General features: G+C 46.7%; 15 protein-coding genes. 10 read left to right on the forward strand and 5 right to left on the reverse strand.

All coding sequences use genetic code 11. The annotated features are described in order from the left end of the window. Nucleotides 1-195: 195 nt before the first annotated feature. A complete protein-coding gene (locus KO512_RS15095; protein ID WP_215953186.1) occupies nt 196-1,560 on the forward strand; it encodes a purine-cytosine permease family protein in 1,365 nt (454 codons plus the stop codon). 283 nt (nt 1,561-1,843) lie between these two features. After that, entirely contained in the window at nt 1,844-2,173 is a 330-nt protein-coding gene (locus tag KO512_RS15100; protein ID WP_215953187.1) for a DMT family transporter, read from the forward strand. Nucleotides 2,174-2,228: 55 nt separating this feature from the next. Here KO512_RS15100 and KO512_RS15105 read toward each other — a convergent pair whose 3' ends face one another. Further along, entirely contained in the window at nt 2,229-3,131 is a 903-nt protein-coding gene (locus KO512_RS15105) for a LysR family transcriptional regulator (protein WP_215953188.1), read from the reverse strand. A gap of 115 nt (nt 3,132-3,246) precedes the next feature. Here KO512_RS15105 and speB point away from each other — a divergent pair, with 115 nt between their 5' ends. After that, entirely contained in the window at nt 3,247-4,200 is a 954-nt protein-coding gene (gene speB, locus KO512_RS15110; protein ID WP_215953189.1) for an agmatinase, read from the forward strand. Nucleotides 4,201-4,275: 75 nt separating this feature from the next. Here the strand turns inward: speB and KO512_RS15115 are convergent, their stop codons facing one another. Continuing rightward, nucleotides 4,276-5,769, reverse strand: a complete 1,494-nt coding sequence (locus KO512_RS15115; RefSeq protein ID WP_215953190.1) for a PLP-dependent aminotransferase family protein — start codon at nt 5,767-5,769, stop codon at nt 4,276-4,278. Between the two features lie 96 nt (nt 5,770-5,865). Here KO512_RS15115 and KO512_RS15120 point away from each other — a divergent pair, with 96 nt between their 5' ends. Further along, nucleotides 5,866-6,462 carry a pyridoxamine 5'-phosphate oxidase family protein gene (locus KO512_RS15120; RefSeq protein WP_215953191.1) on the forward strand — a complete coding sequence of 199 codons (597 nt, stop codon included), beginning with the start codon at nt 5,866-5,868 and terminating at the stop codon, nt 6,460-6,462. A gap of 16 nt (nt 6,463-6,478) precedes the next feature. Here KO512_RS15120 and KO512_RS15125 read toward each other — a convergent pair whose 3' ends face one another. Further along, the gene (locus KO512_RS15125) at nt 6,479-7,084 is read right to left on the reverse strand and encodes an HD-GYP domain-containing protein (protein WP_215953192.1); all 606 of its coding nucleotides are present in this window, start codon (nt 7,082-7,084) and stop codon (nt 6,479-6,481) included. Nucleotides 7,085-7,236: 152 nt separating this feature from the next. Between KO512_RS15125 and KO512_RS15130 the strand changes: the two genes are divergently transcribed. Further along, the gene (locus KO512_RS15130) at nt 7,237-7,680 is read left to right on the forward strand and encodes a hypothetical protein (protein WP_215953193.1); all 444 of its coding nucleotides are present in this window, start codon (nt 7,237-7,239) and stop codon (nt 7,678-7,680) included. 161 nt (nt 7,681-7,841) lie between these two features. Here the strand turns inward: KO512_RS15130 and KO512_RS15135 are convergent, their stop codons facing one another. Together KO512_RS15135 and KO512_RS15140 are read right to left on the reverse strand one after the other, a co-directional pair. Then, entirely contained in the window at nt 7,842-8,462 is a 621-nt protein-coding gene (locus KO512_RS15135; RefSeq protein WP_215953194.1) for a LysE family translocator, read from the reverse strand. A 152-nt stretch (nt 8,463-8,614) separates the two neighbouring features. Further along, nucleotides 8,615-9,280, reverse strand: coding sequence for a TorF family putative porin (locus tag KO512_RS15140; protein WP_215953195.1), 666 nt, complete (start codon nt 9,278-9,280; stop codon nt 8,615-8,617). A gap of 341 nt (nt 9,281-9,621) precedes the next feature. Between KO512_RS15140 and KO512_RS15145 the strand changes: the two genes are divergently transcribed. The 5 genes from KO512_RS15145 to KO512_RS15165 all read left to right on the forward strand — a co-directional run bounded on the left by KO512_RS15145 (nt 9,622) and on the right by KO512_RS15165 (nt 16,226). Beyond that, nucleotides 9,622-11,106 (forward strand): aldehyde dehydrogenase, encoded by a 1,485-nt coding sequence (locus KO512_RS15145; RefSeq protein WP_215953196.1) that lies wholly within the window; start codon nt 9,622-9,624, stop codon nt 11,104-11,106. Between the two features lie 208 nt (nt 11,107-11,314). Then, complete coding sequence (locus tag KO512_RS15150) at nt 11,315-12,703, forward strand: sigma-54 interaction domain-containing protein (protein WP_252735058.1); 1,389 nt, start codon at nt 11,315-11,317, stop codon at nt 12,701-12,703. 541 nt (nt 12,704-13,244) lie between these two features. Beyond that, a complete protein-coding gene (locus KO512_RS15155; protein ID WP_215953198.1) occupies nt 13,245-14,285 on the forward strand; it encodes a TRAP transporter substrate-binding protein in 1,041 nt (346 codons plus the stop codon). Next, nucleotides 14,285-14,896 carry a TRAP transporter small permease subunit gene (locus KO512_RS15160; protein ID WP_215953199.1) on the forward strand — a complete coding sequence of 204 codons (612 nt, stop codon included), beginning with the start codon at nt 14,285-14,287 and terminating at the stop codon, nt 14,894-14,896. Before KO512_RS15155 ends, KO512_RS15160 begins: the two co-directional genes overlap by 1 nt. After that, nucleotides 14,886-16,226, forward strand: a complete 1,341-nt coding sequence (locus tag KO512_RS15165) for a TRAP transporter large permease (protein WP_215953200.1) — start codon at nt 14,886-14,888, stop codon at nt 16,224-16,226. The genes KO512_RS15160 and KO512_RS15165 overlap by 11 nt, the downstream gene beginning before the upstream one ends. Nucleotides 16,227-16,258 lie beyond the last annotated feature (32 nt).

The raw sequence follows: 16,258 nt of genomic DNA on the forward strand, positions 1-16,258 counted from the left end.
CTTGGGAGTTGAATTCGCGTATTCATTGTATTTACAGGAATGATGTCAAAGAGTCGTGAAGTCAGTGAAGTATCTGCTTTTATTCCCTCATTAACAAAAAATGATGCACTGTATGGCAATTCTCTATCGCCCAATTCTCGTAATCTGAATGAATCCCTAATCGGGGACATCATTAAATAGCATTTGGGAGTTGTTATGGCTGGAAATATTAAAAAAAGTAGTGGCTCGGCCACTCTGTCCGTGCCCCATGAAGAAAGAATAAGCCGAGGCTCATTAAGCATGGCTTGGTGGGCGATCTGTAGTGCGATGTTTTGGCTAGTGCTGTCTGCAACATTGGCAATGAATTTCGGTACGATTAACACACTGATTGGTTTGGGGTTGTCGGTTGTCACTTTTGGATTAATTAATGCGGTGATTACCCGTTACGCTATCCGCACGGGGCTTTCGGTCGCTCTTTTTTCTAGAGTGTTATTTGGTAAAATGGGTGCCAGCTTGGCTACCCTAATCTTTTTTGCAACGGCGATTTATTATTCGTTGTTTGAAGGGTCTGTTATCGCCGTAGCAATTCAGAGTTACTTTCCCTCTTTAAGTATTGAAATTGCCTATCTGATTGTCGTGTTGTATAGCGTGCCGCTGGTCTTTGGACCTGTACAAAGTTGGTTGGATAAATTTAATGGTATTTTATTACCGTTTTATATTTTGGGTTTGATAGCCGCTGTCGTAGTATCAATTAATACCTATGGTTATAGCAATGCATGGCTTAATTTAGGGCCTGAAAGTGGTGATCCCGAGAATGGTTGGTGGAACTGCTTTACCTATTTTATGGGCGTATGGATTCTGATGTTATACACTTGGGATTATGCACGTTTCGGCAAAAAATCTGACTCTGATTTCCATGCTAATATTAACTTCGGTATGCCATTCTACTTATTTACGTTTATGATTAATGGTGTGATTGGTATTTTTTTGGTGGCCACAATCCCAAATGAAGGCGCCTTAACAGAGGTTTCGGTTGTTTTAGCGATCCTTAAATTAATGGGTTTTTGGGGGTTGTTGTTTGTATGGGTTAGCCAAACTCGTATCAATACTGCGAATTTCTATTTAGCAACTGAAAATATGCAGGCGTTTTTTGAGCGTTTTGGATTGAGTGCCGTACCTCGGTTTTTTTGGGCAATCGCGGTTGGAGCAGTTGTTTACGCGTTAATGCTGTTAAATGTATTCAGCTTTATTCTCCAAGCATTAGCTTATCAGGGGATTTTTGTGGTGGCTTGGGTGGCCATTGCTTTGGCGCATATTTTCTCGCCTAAATATGATCAATTATTCGATGGTCATATTGAATGTTGTCCTCAGCGGGTGACCTCATTTAATCCCTGTGGTTTAATCGCTTGGTTTTCTGGTGCCGGCCTCGGGATCGTTATTCTTAATTTTGCTAACGATTCTTTGGCTTTATTTTCTGCACCGATCACTTTTCTTGTCTCATTTTGTGTTTATTTGATGTTGCTTAGCAGCGCCAAACATCATTGGTTTGTTAAGGATGAAGCACAGGCTAACAAGGTTTAACTATTTTAGTTGTACTGCCTGATTGAAAATCATTGTTGATTAGGGCAATAGCTGAAGAGTGGCGAATAGCACCGTTCTTTTGAATCGACATCTGAGATATATTGTTTGTAGGCTTACTTCGGTAAGCCTTTTTTATGGTTAAATGACTTAACGGCGTAGGAAAATCGCGCTACGATCGGGCCGTTACGGAAAATAGGTGGTCAAGGTGTGTCGCTAGAAAAGGCACTATGTTACAAAGTTACTTTCAGGGTGTGTCCTGGGTATACGTGTTAGGGGATTATCAATGGGTTATTGGTTTTTAGCTTTAGCGATTAGTGCCGAAGTCATCGGTACGTTAGCGTTAAAAGCATCGCAGGAGTTTAGTCGGCCTATAGCCAGTACTATTTGTGTGGTCGGTTACCTGACGGCTTTTTATTTTTTATCGCTGGTGCTTAAAACGGTGCCGGTTGGTGTCGCGTATGCCGTTTGGGCGGGCATGGGGATCGTGCTTATCGCGGGTATCAGTGCGGTGATGTACAAAGAGATACCGGATACAGCTGCGATTATCGGCATGGCATTCATTATTGTCGGGGTCGTGATTATGAATGTGTTCTCTAAAACGGCGGCTCACTAATAGATCCTGAAACTTGCTTGGCTAAGCGTTTAGTTAAGTGTTTAGCTAGGACAGATTATTGATGCAACCGTTGTAACAGCCACTGCAGGCCCGGGTCATTCGAATAGAGCGGGTGATGAAGGGTAACCATCTCGATGTTGGGCATCTCCTTAGGGGGTGTCATCAATCTGACCGGTAACATTTGAGCAAAGAGTAAGGCCATCTGTCGTGGCAGGGTCATCACGGCATCAGTGAGTGCGACGATACGGGCTCCGGCCATGTAGTTAACTGTGCGGGCTATAAAGTTGCGCTGCAGTTGTTGGCCTGCAAGCCAACGGTCGATCTGATCCGCGGTGACGCCGGCTAGGTCGGAGAACAACACATGGTCTAACTGACAATATTGCTGCAGCGATAACGTCTCTTCAACGAGGTGATGGGTTTCTGCCACCAGACAGGCAAAGGGCTCGCTAAGCCATGCTCGACGGATTAATTGAGAATCGATCTGTTGGTTATTATCCAGTCCTGCGATGAGATCTATTTCACGGTTTTCTAATTGTTTAACATTACCATCCTGGCGAATAACCTCTATCTGGATACGAATACCAGGGGCTGATTGCTGCAGCTCCTGCATCAACGGAGGGAGTGTGACCGCTTCAAAATAGTCGGTACTAGCGATGGTAAAACAACGCTCTGAACGGGTGGGATCAAAGGGCTCTGGCGGATTTAAACTGTGCTCAATCATGCGAATCGCTTGACGGATATCGGGCAGCATTGATTTGGCACGGGGGGTGAGCTTTAGGCCATTACCGGCGCGCACTAATAGAGGGTCATCGAGTTGCTGCCGCAGACGGTTGAGGGCATGACTCATGGCTGATTGACTCAGAAACATCCGTTGTGCTGCGCGACTCACATGACATTCGGTCAATAGTGCCTCAAGCAGTAGCAGTAGGTTTAGATCAAATTGGCGCAGAGATTTCATCCTATTATCTTGGTATTAATTGTATGCATGTAGTTATTGTAACTATGCATTTCAATAATTGCACTTGGCGAGGTAGGCTAGTGTTAATTGATGAGAGTGAATTAAGAGGTGAGTGATGTCTGATATACCCAATACCGTGGCGAATGCCGATCTGCCTATTTATGGCTCGCTTGGGATGACCTTTATGGAGTTTCCGGTCGTCAATGATCTGCAAAACAGTGATGCCGAGGTGATCGTCGCGGGTGTGCCATTTGATATGGCAACATCGGGTCGTCCGGGTGCTCGGTTTGGGCCGAGTGGCGTACGTCAGGCATCGGCACAACTGATTTGGGAAGGCGCGCGTTGGCCTTGGCCATTTGCCTTAGATGATCATCTGAAGGTGGCGGATTCCGGTAATGTGCTGTTTAAGCATGGCGAACCACAAACGATGGTGGATAATCTGCAACAGCATATCGGTGCCATTCTGGCGGCGGGTAAATCATCATTAACCTTTGGCGGCGATCACTTTATTACGCTGCCGGTATTGCGCGCCTATGCCAAGCAGCATGGCCCGTTGGCCTTGATCCATTTTGATGCCCACACCGATACCTATTCCGGTGGTACTCAGTATGACCACGGCACGCTGTTTCACCATGCGGTGGAAGAGGGGTTGGTGGATACGGAACACTCGATTCAGATCGGCATTCGTACCGCCTATGATGTCGATGGGCATCCATTTGAAGTATTGGATGCAGCTTGGGTAGGCGATCATGGACCTCATGCTATTCTTGAGCGGATTCATGCCCGAGTCGGCGATAAAAAAGCTTATGTTAGTTTTGATATTGATGGGCTTGATCCTGCTTATGCGCCAGGCACCGGAACGCCCGTATCGGGTGGCATGACGATGGATTGCGCACTGAAAGTGATCCGTGGTCTTCAAGGGCTTAATCTGGTGGGCATGGATGTGGTGGAAGTTGCTCCTGCTTATGACCATGCTGAGATTACCTCGCTGGCTGGAGCAACACTGGCGCTGGAATATCTGTATGTCGTGGCGAGTAATAAAATAGCGGGCGAGCCAAAGGCGAGCTAACAGTCGTTGCTGATCTGCTGGTTGATATTAGGGCTGCTACCGGTTTAGGTAGGCAGCCTTTTTTATGGGCTATTTTTATGAGCGATGTTTGTGAGTGATGGCGAGTTGTTGGGTAACAATGGGTTTGAGTCGGGCTAGACCCTCATCAATTTGCTCTTCTGTGTAACCGGCAAAACCGATCACTAAGCCTGCCAGAGGGGATTGCTGATCGTAATAATAGGAGAGTGGACGGATACCTAAACCTTGTTGCATCGCGGCAGTGACGATCGCGTTATCATCACTATCTGGAGGTAATAGGAATACGCAGTGCATCCCACCATCACTCGGTTCTAGCGTGAGTTGTCCTGCAAAGCGTTGTTCAACTTGCTGTCGTAGATAAGCTCGGCGTGCTTTATAAAGTTTACGCATGCGCCGCAGATGGCCTGCAAATAACCCCCGAGACATAAAATCCGCGAGTGCTAATTGGGGCAGAGAGGAGAGTCCTCCATCAAGAAAACCTCGCATCTGGTTAAAGGGCGCGACAAGTGCGGGCGGCAATACCAGATAGGCTAGGCGTATAGCGGGGTGGAGAATGCGACTGAAGGTGCCGGAATAGATCACCGAATGTTCGCCCTCCAGCCCTTGTAACGCGGTGAGCGGCGGGCCATCAAAACGGAACTCACTATCATAGTCATCTTCAATAATGCAGCAGCCCTGTGTTCTTGCCCATTGCAGTAATTGTAGGCGTCGCTCGATACTGAGTGTGTAGCCCAGCGGGAAGTTACGTGATGGGGTGATAAATGCCAACCGTGCCGCCTGTGGGTTCGCGAGGGCTAGATCCGCACGGAAGCCGTGACGGTCGATCGGTACTGAGACTTTAATGCCGCCGGCGTTACTGATCGCACCATCGATGCCGGGAAATCCAGGGTCTTCAACCCATACTTTATCGCCTGGGTTGAGCAGCATGGAGAAGGCCAATTGCATTCCTTGTTGTGAACCGGAACAGATCATCACTTGTTCCGTGGTGCAGCGAATCCCTCGGGTGGCGTTGAGGTAACGGGCAATCTCGTTGCGTAGTTGCGGTTCTCCCATAAAGTTGCGATCTCGACTGAATCTCATTTGACGTCCCGCATGTCCAACCGAGCGTTGCCATGCCGGCCATGGAAACTGATCCAGTGCCGGTATAGCGGGGAGTAATAGTCGCTGTTTATCCTGATGAAATAGCGGCCGAATTTCTTTTAGTTGAGCGCTCATAGCCGATAACTGAATCGGTTGTATCTGCGGCTGTTGGGATCGTGCTTGCTGAGTCTGACTGAGCGAAAGCTGTAGAGCAACGTAGCTACCATCGCCCTGACGGGTTTCGATATAGCCCTCAGAATGAAGCATCTCATAGACCTGTTTAACGGTATTGCGGGATAGCTTTAGTAGCTCTGCGAGTTCTCGGGTGGAGGGCAGTCGGCTGTTTGATGGCAACTCTCCTCCTAGAATACGTTGTTGAAGGTAGTTGAACAGCGCGCGATAGCGAGGGCGTTGCAGCTTTTCTTGTTGTAGAAAAGGGGTGAACCGTTCTGAATGAAGTGGCTGACTCATAATGGATCCTACAAAATATCAATAATTGGATCTTATTTGGATCCACTATAGCGGCTAATCTTATGTTTTACCAAAGATGGTGGTTGAGGATTAATCATGAGTGACGTTGCTGTAACCGAACGAACCCGAGTTCGGCGGGGGAGAAAAAAAGCGAGCTATAACAGAGATACGATCAATAGCATTATCGATGAAGCTTGGGTATGCAATATTGGTGTCAGTGTCGATGGTCAAGCAATGGTACAACCGAGTTCACACTGGCGTGTCGGTGACGAACTCTTTTTGCATGGCTCGGTTAAAAACGGTTTGTTTCAGCAGGTGATGAAGGGGCAGACGGCTTGTATCACCCTCTGTTTGTTAGATGGTTTAGTGTTTGCGCGTTCGGCTTATCACCACTCGGTTAACTTTCGTTCTATGGTGCTTTATGGCAAAGGTCGCTTGGTTGAAAACCTTGAGGAAAAAAGGACTGTGCTTGATGCCATGTTGGATAAATACAGCCCTGGGCGTTCTTTAGAAGCGAGACCGCCGAACGGGACGGAGATGAAAGTGACTGCCGTGTTCGCGTTTCCGATTGAAGAGGTCTCGGTAAAGGTCAGCGCTGGTGGGCCTAATGATGATCCAGAAGATATGGCATTGGATGTATGGTCGGGTGTAAAGCCGGTGACTAGCGTGGTGGGCGAGCTTATTCCTGATTAACGTTAGTTTATTGCGGTTATGCGATTCGGTTGACGCTGGTTTCAATCATCCGATAGAAGTAGCGGAGTAAATAAGGATCATGCTTACTTCCCGATTCTCGGTTGATCAAGGCGATGATGTCGGCGTGGCTACGTCCATTGTGATAGGGCCGAGTAAAGGCCATCGCATCATAGCTGTCAACGATGCTGATAATACGCGCACCGATCGGAATATCTTCTCCTGCAATCCGATCAGGATAGCCACCACCGTCGAAATGTTCATGGTGATGGCGGATGATGTGGGCGGTTTGTTCGGCTCCCTCTAGCTCGGTTGAACAGACGATCTGTTCACCTATAGCGGGGTGGTTTTGCATGACTTTCCAATCATCGGTATCCAACTTAGTTGGTTTCATGAGGATGCGATCAGGGATGCCTATTTTACCGATATCGTGGAATTTAGAGCTGATTCTTAACGCGCTGAGCTGAACGTCACTGAGGCCGATGGCTTGGCCTAATTCGAGCGCTAACGTTTGCACTCGCGCAGAGTGTTCCAGTGTTGATCGGTCGCGAAAACCTAGGGCGATTGCTAGGGCTTTAGTGCGGTTTTCCAGTGCTTGATAAGTCCATTTTTCAGCCGGGCTCATGTAAGTTCCTTTATCTGATATTACTTATAATATCGATGGTATGTGCTTAGGCATGCATCGACTAGAATATTAACTAGACGATGTCTCTTTACTGTTTTAAGTGATTCTCCTTGATAGTAAAGACTTTATACCAATAAAAGGTGTGCTACAACATGAAATATTATGGCATGGGTTTGTGTTTATTGTTGATGATGAGCGGTTGTGCCTCAACAAGTAATAAATTTGCTTCAGAGAATTATATTGTTGATCTAGAGTCTGGGAGTTTCTGTATCGAGGGGCGGTTTGATTGTCGTTCATTATCATTGATTCAGCCCTCATTTAGGGAGTCTTGGATCGCAAATGCATTTGCTATGCCGAAACAGTATTACAGTTGGCGTGGCGATGAGTTAGCCGCGTTGTTATTGAACCCACCAGATCATAGTTATCAGGCCGAGCAAGTGGATGATCAGTTATATCGCGTGCCTCCAACCTATGCCACCCATGTGGTGTGGGATGTTTTGGCGATGGAGTATTACACATTGTATGGCGACGATGATGGCGACTCGTTATTACCACACGGCAGGCCTCAGCCGCGTCGGTTTTCGGTTTCAAAGTAGCGCGCACCTAAACTTTCTTGAGGGCTAAATGGTTGAGACTTTGATGAGGTGGCTTGGGATGACGTGGCTTGGGATGACTCGCTTGGAAAGGCTTAGTATAAAGGCCTAATTACAAGGCTTAGTTTAAAGGCTTAGCTCAAAAAGGTTGAGGTTAAAAAGACTTAACCAAAGGCCAGCCAAACACCCACGGCGATCATCAGAGACCCCGCGATGCGGTTCATTAATTTAACATTGTTGCGGTTTAGCAGTAGGTGACGCATCGCCTTGCCTCCACTGGCATAGATGAGCAGACAGCTGAACTCAAGTGACAAAATGACGGCGATCAGTAGGGCCAATTGTGGTGCAAGTGGTTGGCTCTGATCTAAAAATGGCGGCAACAAGGTGACAAAAAAGGCCCAGCCTTTAGGGTTGGCGATGGCGGTAATAAAGCCGTTTAGCGCCAGTTGTAACTTCCCCTGTTGCTTTATTTCAGCGCCGGGTTCTTGCATCACCAGCTTGCCTTTTGATTGCCACATCTGAAAACCCAGCCAGCCGAGATAAGCGCCACCGCCAAGTTTTAAAAAGATAAAGGCTTCTGGGAACTGTAACATCAGTGCGGCAACACCGGCTGCTGCAGCGGCGGCAACTAAGCCAACACCGATCAGTTCGCCCCACATCATATGCAGGCTGCGTCGGACACCAATCGACATACCTAGACTCAATGCTAGCGTCATACACATACCGGGTGTAATCGAAACAAAGAAAAAAGTAGGTATAAATAGCGATAGAAGAGTAACCGACATTTGTGCCTCAGCATGACAAAATTAAAACGGCATATTACGCGCAGTTTTCATAATAAAAAAGGCCACACAGAATTTTCTGTATGGCCTTTTTAGGTATATGAAGGGGCATATACCTAATCATTATGCGAGTCATAGACTCGTCGGTTTAACGCTTAGAAGGTGCGTGACACACTGAACACGACGGTATCGTCATCAAAGTCATCGGTTGTGCTTCCTTCCACGTCGTTAGTCAGGTAAGCAAGTGATAGGTCTAAGCCCACAGCGTTGCCAGATAATCCGATGGAGTAATCTTCATAATCGTCGCTATAAGCATCACCGAAAGAGTGGCCTGCATGCAGATCTAGTGCGATAGCATCGTTGATGCCATAGCTATAGTCTACGGCAAGGTAGTGTGATTCGTCGCCTGAGTTGGCGTAATCACCAGCATAGGCATAGCTAAAGCTGAAATCACTGTAGTAGAGGCTAGTGATCAGTTCTAGATAGTCATAGTCTTCGCCGCTATAGCCAGAATAAGTGTAATAGGCGGCCATCACATCATACGATAGCGCATCGTTAATATCGTTGGCGAAACCGACATAGTAGTCGATCTCAAGGTTTGCATCATCGTCAAAATCAACATTGCTGCCCCAGATGCCGGCATAAACGCCGTTATCAAAACCAACATCTAAGCTGCCTTGGACGGCAGGATCACCCATCGTTTGAGAAAGGCCCCGAAAGCGATAGTCATTGGTGAATGACACTGTGCCGGATACATCAGCCGCTTGAACCGCAGTACTCAAGGCCATGGCTGTTACTAGCCCAGTAAGAATCTTTTTCATCGGTCGTTCCTCAGATTATGTATGAGTCTTGATTATCTAGAGATCGGTGAGTGAAAGGCTATACCCCGTGATGAGTACCTATGAGTATGTACCTATTAATAGGTACTTATTTATGGAGGCTTATTCATGAGGTGTATTAAGAGAACGAATGAAGTCGCAGTAGCTAAAATCGACGGCTACCCCTTTGGATATATAGAGGAGGAGAGCTACCGCCGCCTATACTGGCAAATTAAAGGCTTAAGCCGTTAACGCTTAATTAAATTAGCAGCGTAATTATTGAGTGGCAAAGCCGCTTTTAGTATTAAGGTTGCAGAAAACCGTGATGGTGGAGAACATAACCAATGAAAAGTTATTCTGAATGGCAAGCTCAAAGTAAAACCCTGAACTTCCATCATCAGGCTTTTATTAATGGCGAATTTCAGCCAGCGGCGAGTGGCGAAACCTTCCCTTGTATTAACCCCGCGACCGAGCAAGTATTGGTCAATGTTGCGAGCTGCGATGAAGCCGATGTGAATGCGGCGGTGGCCGCTGCCCGTGAGGTTTTCCGGCTTGGCAGTTGGTCTGAGATGCACCCACGGGATCGGAAAAAGATTATGCTCCACTGGGCAGATTTGATTGAACAGCATCAGGATGAATTTGCCTTGCTGGATACCTTGGATATGGGTAAATCGATCTCGGAAATGGTAAATATCGATGTGCCCGATGCGATCGATTGCATTCGTTGGACCGCCGAGAGCATCGATAAAGTCTATGGTGAAATTGCGCCGACAGGGCATGACACCCTTGCGATGATTCATCATCAACCGGTGGGTGTCGTAGGCGCTATTACCCCTTGGAACTATCCGTTATTGATGGTGAGTTGGAAGATCGCTCCAGCACTGGCGGCGGGTAACTCTGTAGTGCTTAAACCTTCAGAAAAATCCCCGTTAAGTGCTCTACGGTTGGCGGAACTTGCCGTACAAGCCGGTATTCCTGCAGGTGTATTGAATGTGTTGCCAGGCTTTGGGCATACCGCGGGTAAAGCCTTGGCGTTGCATATGGATGTTAATGTGCTGGCATTTACGGGATCAACCCGAGTGGCGGGTATGTTGATGGGCTATGCTGGCCAAACAAATATGAAGCGGGTGTGGTTGGAAGCGGGCGGTAAATCGCCGAACCTTGTATTTGCCGATGCGGATATTAAAGCCGCAGCAGCCGCGTCTGCGGCGGCGATCTTCTGTAATCAGGGCGAAGTATGCATCGCTTGTTCTCGTCTTTATGTGGATAAAAGCATCAAGGAGGAATTTGTGGCGGCCTTGGTGGAAGCGGCCGCGAGCTTTCAGCCAGGTGATCCGCTAGACCCTGCGACCACAATGGGCCCGATGGTGGATGGCACCCAGCTCGCCACAGTCGAACGTTATATTCGCTTGGCTCAGGAAGAGGGCGGTCATGTGATCATGGGCGGGCTGCCAGAATATCAGCAAGGTAAAGGCTTCTTTGCTAAGCCAACCATTGTCGATAATGCCCACAACGGCATGACCTTTGTGAAAGAGGAGATCTTCGGGCCGGTGCTAGCCGTTTGTGAGTTCGAGACTGAAGAGGAGGCTATCGCGTTGGCCAATGATTCTGTCTATGGTCTAGGGGCGGCTGTTTGGACGCAAAACCTTTCCCGTGCTCACCGAGTCAGTCGCAAAGTCGAAAGTGGTATGGTTTGGGTCAATACTTGGGGCGAAGGCGATTCCACGGTACCTTTTGGTGGCGTTAAAGCGTCAGGTAACGGCCGGGATAAGTCGCTGCATGCACTGGAAAAATATACTGATATTAAGAATGTACTGATTCGCTTGTAAGCTGACACTCAAATAGCGGTACGCTGAGTATCGCTAAAAAGAACAATAAAGGCTGATGTTAACGCATCGGCCTTTTTTATGGTGCGTGGATGAGCACTACCCCAAGGTGTCGGGTTAGCCAATAGGTTAGCTTGTCGGTTAAGATACCGCTTTGCTAACGACGTTAAATCCCTAACTACCTTTATGCTACTGAGTCAAAATGATGGATATGCAGTTAAACAGAGACCTTGATAGTTTAAATCTGGCTTTAGATGCCTTAGATGAATGGGTTGTTGTCGTTGACCATGTCGCTAAAATTCAATTTATTAATCGGCCCTATGCACAGTTTCTTGGCATTAAACGGGAAGAGGCCTATGGGTTCAACGTTGTTGATGTGATTGAAAATACGCGGATGCATTCCGTGCTTGAAAGTGGCGAAAAAGAGTTGTCGAGGTTACAGGAGATACGCGGACGGCACATGATTGCCAACCGTTATCCTATTCGTCGAGCGGGTAAAATTATCGGCGCCATTGGTTTTGTGGTCTACCACGACACCCATCAATGGCAGCAAATAAACACTCAGATTAAGGCGCTGGTATCCGATTTAGATTATTACCGTCGCGCCCTCGATAAAGAGCAAACCGGTGCGCATTATCATATCAATGACTTGATAGGCCGCAGCCCAGCTATTCAAAATGTAAATGAAAAAATCAAGAAAGTGGCGGGTGGCGATGCCTCTGTACTCATCCGGGGTGAGTCCGGTACCGGTAAAGAGTTGTACGCCCATGCACTGCACTTATTATCTGAACGATCCAAAGGGCCCTTCATTAAGATTAACTGTGCCGCTATTCCTGAACACCTATTGGAGTCAGAGCTCTTTGGTTATGCCGAAGGTGCTTTTACTGGCGCTAAGCGCGGTGGTAAGCAGGGTAAGTTTCAATTAGCCAACAAAGGCACTCTGTTTCTCGATGAAATCGGTGATATGCCGTTGAGCATGCAGGCCAAACTGCTACGCGTATTGCAAGATCGTGAGATTGAGGCGGTGGGTTCTAATCGGTTAGTGAAAATAGATGTGCGCCTAGTCACGGCGACTCACCAACCATTGGAAAAATTAGTTGAGTCAAATGAGTTTCGTGAGGATCTTTATTACCGCATCAATGTTGTTTCCGTTGCATTGCCGCCACTTAGGGATCGTCGTGAAGATATTCCAGCGCTGGCCGAGCACTTTCTCACCCGTTTAGCGAGTCGTACCGGACGTAGAGCGCCTAAATTGACGGTCGATGCTTTAACGCGGATGTTGGAATATGCTTGGCCAGGTAATGTGCGGGAAATGGAAAATGCGATTGAATCGGCATTTTACCTTAGCCAAGGTTATAAGATCTCTTTGCAGGCCCTGCCTGCGGCCTTAACTGAAGGTATTGATATCAGTGATCATCATCTGGAAAAGGGAACCTTAAAAGAGCGGTTAGCTTTAGCCGAAAAGGAGATACTTGAGCAGACTCTCGTGGCTTGCAAAGGTAATCGTCAACAGGCAGCTAAGGTGCTGGGTATCGGTAAAACAACGATTTATGACAAATTAGTTCGCTATCAACTAACCGGCGAATCATTCAATGATTGATGGTTATCATCAGCTTGTTGCTAGGCTGCTCAGAGAAAGACGCTAATTACATAACTACAAGCTCTCTTGGGTGTTTGCACTGGATGATTTATCGAGTGCAATAAACTCAATCCTCAATGTGTATCCCTTCATCTCATTTTATTCAGTTTTCGATTATCGATAACGTGAATATTCTCCTGCATAAACGATCAAACGTGGGCCGTACTTGCCGTTATTGGCTCGATAACACACTGAAATTTAAGACTTTAGTATGATAAATAAGGCATAACCCGTATTTTTTCCTGTTTATCGGAATCGTTCCGGTTATTCGGACACCTATAACGAGTGGGTTTGAAGGCATTTGCATCAATAGATTCCGGAAAACAGGAATATGTGAGGTCTTTTTAAAGAGGGAAATAGGTCAAAAGTAATAGTGGTTTTTTCAAGTTGTTGATTTTAAATGTATTTTTGTTATCTGGCTCAAGTGTTGCTTTAAGTAAAAGGCTAGCACGCAAAGTGGCTAGCAATTCCTAAAATAATCATAAAAATTAGGGTTGATATCATGATAAAAAAACCTTTCGTTGCTGCAATAGCGGCTGCGACGATCGCTCTATCGACAACCTCTCTCGCTGATGGTCCAAAAAGTATTGATGTTGCTAGTACATTTGCGACTAACAACTTTCTTGGTGCCGGTGCCCAGTATATGGGTAAGCAGATCAAAGTCGCCTCTGATGGTAAAATCAACTTTCGTGTACATGAGCCGGGTGATCTAGTCCCTGCTTTTGAAGTATTCAATGCGGTCTCTACCGGCGCTATTGATGCTGGCTGGGATTGGATGGGCTATTGGGCCGGTACAATTCCTCTACTGAACCTGTATGGCGCACTGCCGTTTGGTCCAACACCTGAAGCCTTTGCTTCTTGGATGTGGGCGGGTGATGGTACTAAATTCGTTCAGGCGGCTTATGATGATTACAATATTAAGGTTCTGCCTTGTTTTGTATCACCACAAGAAACCGGCGGCTTTTATAACAAAGAGATTAACTCTGCCAGCGATTTTGATGGCCTACGTTTCCGGATCTCTGGTTTAGGTGCGCGAGTACTTAACAAGTTTGGAGCTTCGACTCAGCTAGTGCCCGGTGGTGAAATATTCCTAGCACTGGAACGTGGTCGTATCGATGGTGCGGAGTTCTCCGTTCCCCAGGTAGATGAAGTAATGGGCTTTAATGACATTACCAAATACTACTACTTCCCCGGTTGGCATCAGTCTGCAAGTTGGTTCTCTCTGATCATCAATAAAGATGTTTGGGCTAAGTATAGCGAGAAGCAGCAGCAACAGTTCCAGACCGCTTGTCAGTCTACTCTAGCTTGGTCTATGACCTCTTCACCACCAGAGCAGATGCGTGCTATTGCTCGGATGGAAAAGAAAGAAGGCTTCGAAGTTAGACGCTTTAATGATGAAACCTTGACTGAGCTTGAAGGCGCTTGGAATGAAGTCCTCGCTGAAGAGATGAAGACTAACCCAAGCTTCAAAGAGGCTTATGAGTCATTGATGGCGCATGCCAAACTGATCGATGGTTGGTATGACTTGCAGGAGCTAAAATAATGAAAGACGCCGTTCACTTAAAAGTGGCGGCGGCCCTGCATCAAATCTCCCAACCCCTCATCGGGGTGGGAGTTTGGGTGGGACGGTTGACTAGCTGGCTCGTTCTGGCAGTCATCGCCGCGGTCATGACAACGATTATCATGAATGTCTTAGGTATGAATGAGCTGTTGCGTTGGGATAGTGATGTGTTTCTTTTTAAAAATGCTTTCACCATCAACTCCGCGACTGAGCTGCAGTGGTACCTCTACGGTTTTCTAGTACTTTTTTCATCAACCTACGCTTTGCATACCAACTCTCATGTACGGGTTGACCTGTTATATCATCGTTTTTCCCCAAGAGGTCAGCATCTCGTTGATGTAATTGGGCATCTATTTTTGTTAATTCCTTTTTGTCTAATGGTTGCCTATCTTTATTGGCCCCAGGTGATGATGAGTTTTAATTCAGGCGAACAATCAAATTTTGGCGGCCTTACTGATCGCTATATCATCAAAGGTGCGCTATCGGTGGCCTTAGTCTTTATGGCCTTAAATGCTTTAGGGCGAGTTTTCTATAGTCTTTCAATTGTCTTGGATCCTACACGAGCAACGAAGGAGCCTTTCCATGTTCATTGAATATATGCTGCCTATCTTGATGGTAGTCTGTCTGTTAATCGGTATTTTTACAGGCTATCCCGTTGCGTTTGTCTTGGGTGGCCTGAGTATTATATTTTCCCTGGTTGCGGATGTTCCTCTGCCTTATCTCGGCATAATGGGATCACGTATTTTCGGTGGAGTCGTTGAGAACTGGCTGTATATCGCTATTCCGCTCTTCGTTTTTATGGGTTTGATGTTAGAAAAATCTGGCGTTGCTAGCCGTCTCTTGTTGACGTTGCAGAGACTCTTTGGCCAAGTGCGTGGTGGTCTAGCAATATCGGTGGCCCTGCTCGGAGTGGTCATGGCCGCAAGTACCGGGATTGTCGGTGCGTCTGTTGTAATGCTGGGGATGTTAGCGCTGCCAGTCATGCTCAAACAAAATTACAAGGAGGAGATGGCCTTAGGGGTAGTCGCCGCTTCAGGTACCTTGGGCATTCTTATTCCACCTTCCATTATGTTGGTGCTCATGGGCTCCATTATGCAGGTATCGGTCGGTGATCTTTTTAAGGCGGCATTGATACCCGGTTTGATGTTAGGTGTGCTGTATGTTGCATTCATACTGATTACCGGCTGGCTTAAGCCTGAGTGGATGCCTTTAGCCGATCCTGATGATCTAGACACGGATACCACACCTTTACCCTTAGCTCTGCTAAGAGACCTTGTCGGGCCTGTTTTTCTGATGGTGGCTGTACTGGGCTCTATTATGAGTGGTATTGCCACACCGACAGAAGCGGCAGCCATCGGCGCCTTAGGTGCAATCTTTTTGGCTATCTTCGCTAGCAAGTTGGACTATGTCACCTTGCGAGACGTCTGTTATGACACCGCTAAAAGTACCGCTATGATCGTCTTTATTGTCGTCGCGGCAACGGCTTTTAGTCTAATATTCAAAAAGCTTGGCGGTGACTATCTCATTATGGATATTGTCGACTCTATCGGCTTAGGCCCTTATGGTTTACTTTTATCCATCATGCTCATGATCTTCGTTCTTGGGTTTTTCCTCGAATGGATAGAAATTAGCTATGTAGTTTTACCGTTGTTATTGCCGGTGATTAGCTTGCTCGATTTTGGTATGTCATCCCAAGCGACATTGGTTTGGTTTGCTATTCTGATGGCAATAAACTTACAAACGAGCTTTTTAACACCGCCTTTTGGCTATGCTCTTTTTTACTTAAAAGGGGTTACTGATAGCAGTGTTAAAATAACGACTATTTATCGTTCGATTATTCCTTATGTCTTGTTACAGGTGACAGGCTTAATACTTTGTATTGCTTTTCCAGCCATTATCCTTTGGCTACCAGGACTGTTATGAGCGTAAATAGACTGTATCAATGAAAAGGTGAA

The sequence above is a fragment of the Amphritea atlantica genome (genome assembly GCF_018860855.1).
GTDB classification, from domain to species: domain Bacteria; phylum Pseudomonadota; class Gammaproteobacteria; order Pseudomonadales; family Balneatricaceae; genus Amphritea; species Amphritea atlantica_A.